This window comes from Micromonospora echinofusca (assembly GCF_017614955.1).
Lineage (GTDB): Bacteria > Actinomycetota > Actinomycetes > Mycobacteriales > Micromonosporaceae > Micromonospora > Micromonospora echinofusca_A.
This window is the reverse complement of sequence record NZ_WVUH01000457.1, coordinates 1-4713: the sequence shown is the minus strand read 5'-3', so window position 1 is coordinate 4713 and position 4713 is coordinate 1. Positions and strand designations below refer to the sequence as shown.

Sequence of the window (4713 nt, the reverse complement as noted above, 5' to 3'; positions counted from 1 at the left end):
GGGGTATCCGTCCGGCGGGTGGCTCGGCGGACCGGGCCAGGCCCCGGGTGGCCGCCGCCCCGATCATCGCGCCGACCCCGATGACCAGGGCGGCCAGGGCCGCCACCTGCCAGGCCACCGGGCCGATCTGGGCGAGCCGGCCGTCCCCGAGTGCCCCGCCGGAGAACACCGCGGCGGCGCCGAGCAGGACTCCGGCGACCGGTCCGGTGCCGCCGGCCGCGCCGAGCAGGTGCGCCCAGCCGACGGTGGCCCGTTCGTCGGCGGCGAGCCGCAGCAGGCGTCGGGCGAGCAGCCAACCGGCGGCCATCCCGGCGAGCACCGGCACCGCGAGCAGCACCGCACCGAACGGACCGACCGGTCCGCTGGGCAGGCCGGCCAGCAGCGGTACGGCGGGGAGCGCCCCCAGGGAGACCTCGGTGGTCCGCACCGCCGTGTCGGTACCGACCGCGAAGCCGGGACCGAGCAGGTAGGCGGCGGCCCAGATCGCGGCGTTCGGCGCGTACGCCAGGCTGACCAGGGTGATCCCGGCCTGGCCGGCCACCCCGGTGCGGTACGCGCCGATCATGTCGCTGGCCTCACCGCCACCGGTGGCCACGGCCAGGCCGGCCGCACCGGCCCCGGCGGCGAGCAGCAGCGCCGCCGCGACGGCCCCACCACGCAGTGCGTCGCGGACGACCGCCGGGGTGCGCCGGGCCAGCACGGCCAGCGCCCCGGTGGTGCCGAGCGCACCCACCAGAGCCGCCGAGGCACCGAAGACGGCCAGCACGAGTCCGGCCCGTACCGGTGCCACCTTGAGCGTTCCCGGGCCGGTCAGCCAGGCGGCGAGTACGCCGAGCAGGCCGTACCCGAGCCCGACGGCACCCGCCACGACGAGTGCCTGCCGGGGTGAGCCGGTACGGCGGGCACCGATCGCCCGGCTGGTGTGCACGCCGGCCCGGGCCAGTCGCCAGGCGGCCAGCGCAGCCAGCGCGAGCGGGGCGAGACTGAGCGGTCCGGCCGGGGTGTTCAGGGGCACGCCGTGGCCGAGCAGCCAGCCGGCGAGCCCGGCCCGGAGCGCCCCGACCAGGCTGCCGGCGCCCCCGGTGAACTGGGCCAGCGCCAGCACCACGGCGACCGGCAGGTACGACACGATCGCCGCCCAGCCGACCGCCACCCCGGCGGCGACGGCGAGCGGGGCGCGACGGCGGGCCGGTTCGGCGGGGCGGGACGCCGGCGTACGCCGGGGCGGGCCGGCGACCGGGGTCGGCCCGGACCCGGGTCGGGTACGGCCGGTCGGCCGGACGTCGGGACCGACGTCGGCGGCGGGTCTGCGGGGTTGATCGGGGGTGCGGGAGGACATCGTGCTCTACTCTGGCACGTCGGTCCGTTCCTGGCTGACCGACACCGGCCCGGACCAGCGGTGAGTTCGGTTGATCCACGGTCATCGGCCGCCGATCCGGTCTAGCCTCGGCTGAGGAGGCCACCGCGCTCCAGGCGCGGCGCCGAGGTGTACGGAGGCAGCCGTGAACGCTCCATACCCACCCGCCCGAGGAGGAGCCATGGGTCGGGACCGGACGATGCTCTGGGGGATCCTGGGCATCGTGCTGGGCCTGATCTGCTGCGGCATCCTCGGCATCGTCTTCGGATACCTGTCGATCCGGGACGCCAAGCGGTTCGGGAACTCGCCGGTACTGGGCTACCTGGCCATCGCGGCCGGTGTGCTGAACATCATCGGTAGCTTCATCCTCAACGCCACCGGCAACTACCCGTACTGGAACAACAACAACGACTGAGGGGACCGGCCCACCCGGGCCGGCCCCCTCAGCTCCGTCGCTCGTGCCGTACCCGGCGGGGGCCGGGTACGGCACGGTGGCTCAGCTGGCGGACATGATCTCCCGCATCAGCCTGGCGGTCTCGGTCGGGGTCTTGCCGACCTTGACGCCCACCGCCTCCAGCGCGGCCTGCTTCGCCTCGGCGGTGCCGGACGAGCCGGAGATGATCGCACCGGCGTGCCCCATGGTCTTGCCGGGCGGGGCGGTGAAGCCGGCGATGTAACCGACCACCGGCTTGGTGACGTTCGCCTTGATGTACTCGGCGGCCCGCTCCTCGGCGTCGCCACCGATCTCGCCGATCATCACGATCGCGTCGGTCTCCGGGTCGTCCTGGAACGCCTTGAGCGCGTCGATGTGGGTGGTGCCGATGATCGGGTCACCGCCGATGCCGACGCAGGTGGAGAAACCGATGTCGCGCAGTTCGTACATCATCTGGTAGGTCAGCGTGCCGCTCTTGCTGACCAGGCCGATCCGACCGGTGCCGGTGATGTCGGCCGGGATGATGCCGGCGTTCGAGGCGCCGGGCGAGGCGATGCCGGGGCAGTTCGGGCCGATGATCCGGGTCCGCTCGCCCTGGGCCACGTTGTACGCCCAGAACGCGGCGGTGTCGTGCACCGGGACGCCCTCGGTGATGACCACGGCCAGCCCGATCCCGGCGTCGATCGCCTCGATCACGGCAGCCTTGGTGAACTGCGGCGGTACGAAGATGACCGTCGCGTCGGCGCCGGTCTCCTTCATCGCGTCCGCGACGCCGGCGAAGACCGGCAGTTCGGTGCCGTCGAAGTCGACGGTCTGCCCCGCCTTGCGCGGGTTGACGCCACCGACGATGTTCGTCCCGGCGGCCAGCATCCGCCGGGTGTGCTTGGAACCCTCGGAACCGGTCATCCCCTGGACGATGACCTTCGAGTCCTTGGTCAGCCAGATCGCCATCTTCAGACCCCCGCAGCCGCCAGCTCGGCGGCCCGCTCGGCCGCGCCATCCATAGTGTCCACCCGCTCGACGAGCGGGTTGGCCGCACCGTCGAGAATCGCCCGGCCGGCCTCGGCGTTGTTGCCGTCGAGACGGACGACCAGCGGCTTGGTGACCTTCTCGCCGCGCTGCTCCAGCAGGGCCAGCGCCTGCACGATGCCGTTGGCGACCTCGTCGCAGGCGGTGATGCCGCCGAAGACGTTGACGAAGACGCTGCGCACCGACGGGTCGGAGAGGACGATCTCCAGACCGTTGGCCATCACCGCGGCACTCGCGCCGCCACCGATGTCGAGGAAGTTGGCCGGCTTGACGCCGCCGTGCCGCTCGCCCGCGTACGCCACCACGTCGAGGGTCGACATGACCAGACCCGCGCCGTTGCCGATGATGCCGACCTCGCCGTCGAGCTTGACGTAGTTGAGGTCCTTCTCCTTGGCGCGCTGCTCCAGCGGGTCCACCGCGGCCTGGTCCACCAGGGCCTCGTGGTCGGGGTGCCGGAACGCGGCGTTGCCGTCGAGGGTGACCTTGGCGTCGAGGCAGAGCACGGTGCCGTCGCCCGTCTTGGCCAGCGGGTTGACCTCGACCAGGGTGGCGTCCTCGGCGACGAACGCCTGCCACAGCTGGACCGCGATGGCGGCGACCTGGTCGGCCACCTCGGCGGGGAAGCCGGCCAGCGCGGCGATCTCCCGGGCCTTCGCCTCGTCGACGCCCTCGTTCGCGTCGATGGCGACCTTGGCGACCTTCTCCGGGGTCTCGGCGGCGACCTGCTCGATGTCCATCCCGCCGGCCACGCTGGCGATGCACAGGAACGTGCGGTTCGCGCGGTCGAGCAGGTACGAGAAGTAGTACTCCTCGACGATGTCGGCGGTCACCGTGATCATCACCTTGTGCACGGTGTGACCCTTGATGTCCATGCCGAGGATGTCGGTGGAGCGGGCCACCGCCTCGTCGGCACCCTCGGCCAGTTTCACGCCGCCGGCCTTGCCCCGGCCACCGACCTTCACCTGTGCCTTGACGACCACTCGGCCACCGAGGCGCTCGGCGATCGCCCGAGCCTCCTCCGGGGTCGTGGCGACGCCGCCGGCGAGCACGGGCAATCCGTGCCGCTCGAACAGCTCGCGCCCCTGGTATTCGTACAGGTCCACGATTGCGCGTCCCGTCCCGTCTCCGCGGCGCGCCGTCGCGCCGCCGCCAGCGTGAAATGAAGTTGACGCCCGTCAGCGGAACAAACAGGCCATCGGGCGCAGCCTAGCGAGGTGGCGACCATCGGCAACCGAGCGGGTGCGGGGTGTGCGGTAATGCACAGCCCACCGGCGCCCGCCGGGACCGGGCATGCGGACCGGCGCGGCTGCGGCGCACCCTGGTGCCAGCCGCGCTCAGCCGATCCGGCAGCGGCCGGCTGAGTAGTAGGTGAGGGCCTGCGTGATCTCCGTCTCGGGCCGGTCGGCGAAGTTCAGGGTCGCCGTGAAACCGGTACCGAAGAAGAGGTGTTGGAGACCGGAGTCCAGCGCGGTGAAGGCGCCGAGGTTCGCACCGGTACGCGGGTCGCGCGGCTTCACGCAGACCATCTTCTCCAGCCCCCACCGGCGCGGGTAGATCCGTTCGACGGCCTCCCACGGCAGCCAGATCGCCTGCCCCCGGGTAGGTCGGGTCTTGATCCACAGGCCGGCCGGTCCGGCGGCCAGGACCGGGCCGCCGGAGACCAGCAGCCACAGTTGCAGGCCGAGCAGCAGGCCGATGACGACGGCGAAGCCGGCCAGGAAGAGCAGCAGCCCCACGGCGTCGGCCGCGGAGCTGGCGGCGAGCCCCGCCGGGCAGACCAGCACGGCCAGGATGAACAGCAGCAGGGCGCTGAACACGACCGCCCGTTTGCTGGCGTTGGGCCGGACCACGTACGGCTGGTCGGTGGGGATCCGCCGGATGACCACGACCGGGG

At 72.8% G+C, this 4713-nt stretch carries 5 protein-coding genes; 1 reads left to right on the top strand and 4 read right to left on the bottom strand.

Translation table 11 applies throughout. The features are described from left to right. The coding region (locus tag GSF22_RS30805; protein WP_208817427.1) for a cell division protein PerM at positions 1-1339 on the bottom strand (1339 nt) is incomplete at its 3' end. A 163-nt stretch (positions 1340-1502) separates the two neighbouring features. Between GSF22_RS30805 and GSF22_RS30800 the strand changes: the two genes are divergently transcribed. Beyond that, positions 1503-1772: a DUF4190 domain-containing protein gene (locus GSF22_RS30800; protein WP_439957829.1), complete on the top strand. Its 270-nt coding sequence runs from the start codon at positions 1503-1505 to the stop codon at positions 1770-1772. Between the two features lie 81 nt (positions 1773-1853). Here GSF22_RS30800 and sucD read toward each other — a convergent pair whose 3' ends face one another. From sucD to GSF22_RS30785, 3 genes are all read right to left on the bottom strand, one after another. Beyond that, positions 1854-2741: a succinate--CoA ligase subunit alpha gene (gene sucD, locus GSF22_RS30795; RefSeq protein WP_208817425.1), complete on the bottom strand. Its 888-nt coding sequence runs from the start codon at positions 2739-2741 to the stop codon at positions 1854-1856. Between the two features lie 2 nt (positions 2742-2743). Further along, positions 2744-3922 (bottom strand): ADP-forming succinate--CoA ligase subunit beta, encoded by a 1179-nt coding sequence (gene sucC / locus GSF22_RS30790; protein ID WP_208817424.1) that lies wholly within the window; start codon positions 3920-3922, stop codon positions 2744-2746. Between the two features lie 231 nt (positions 3923-4153). Further along, a partial coding sequence (locus GSF22_RS30785; protein ID WP_208817423.1) for a hypothetical protein occupies positions 4154-4713 on the bottom strand: 560 nt, incomplete at its 5' end.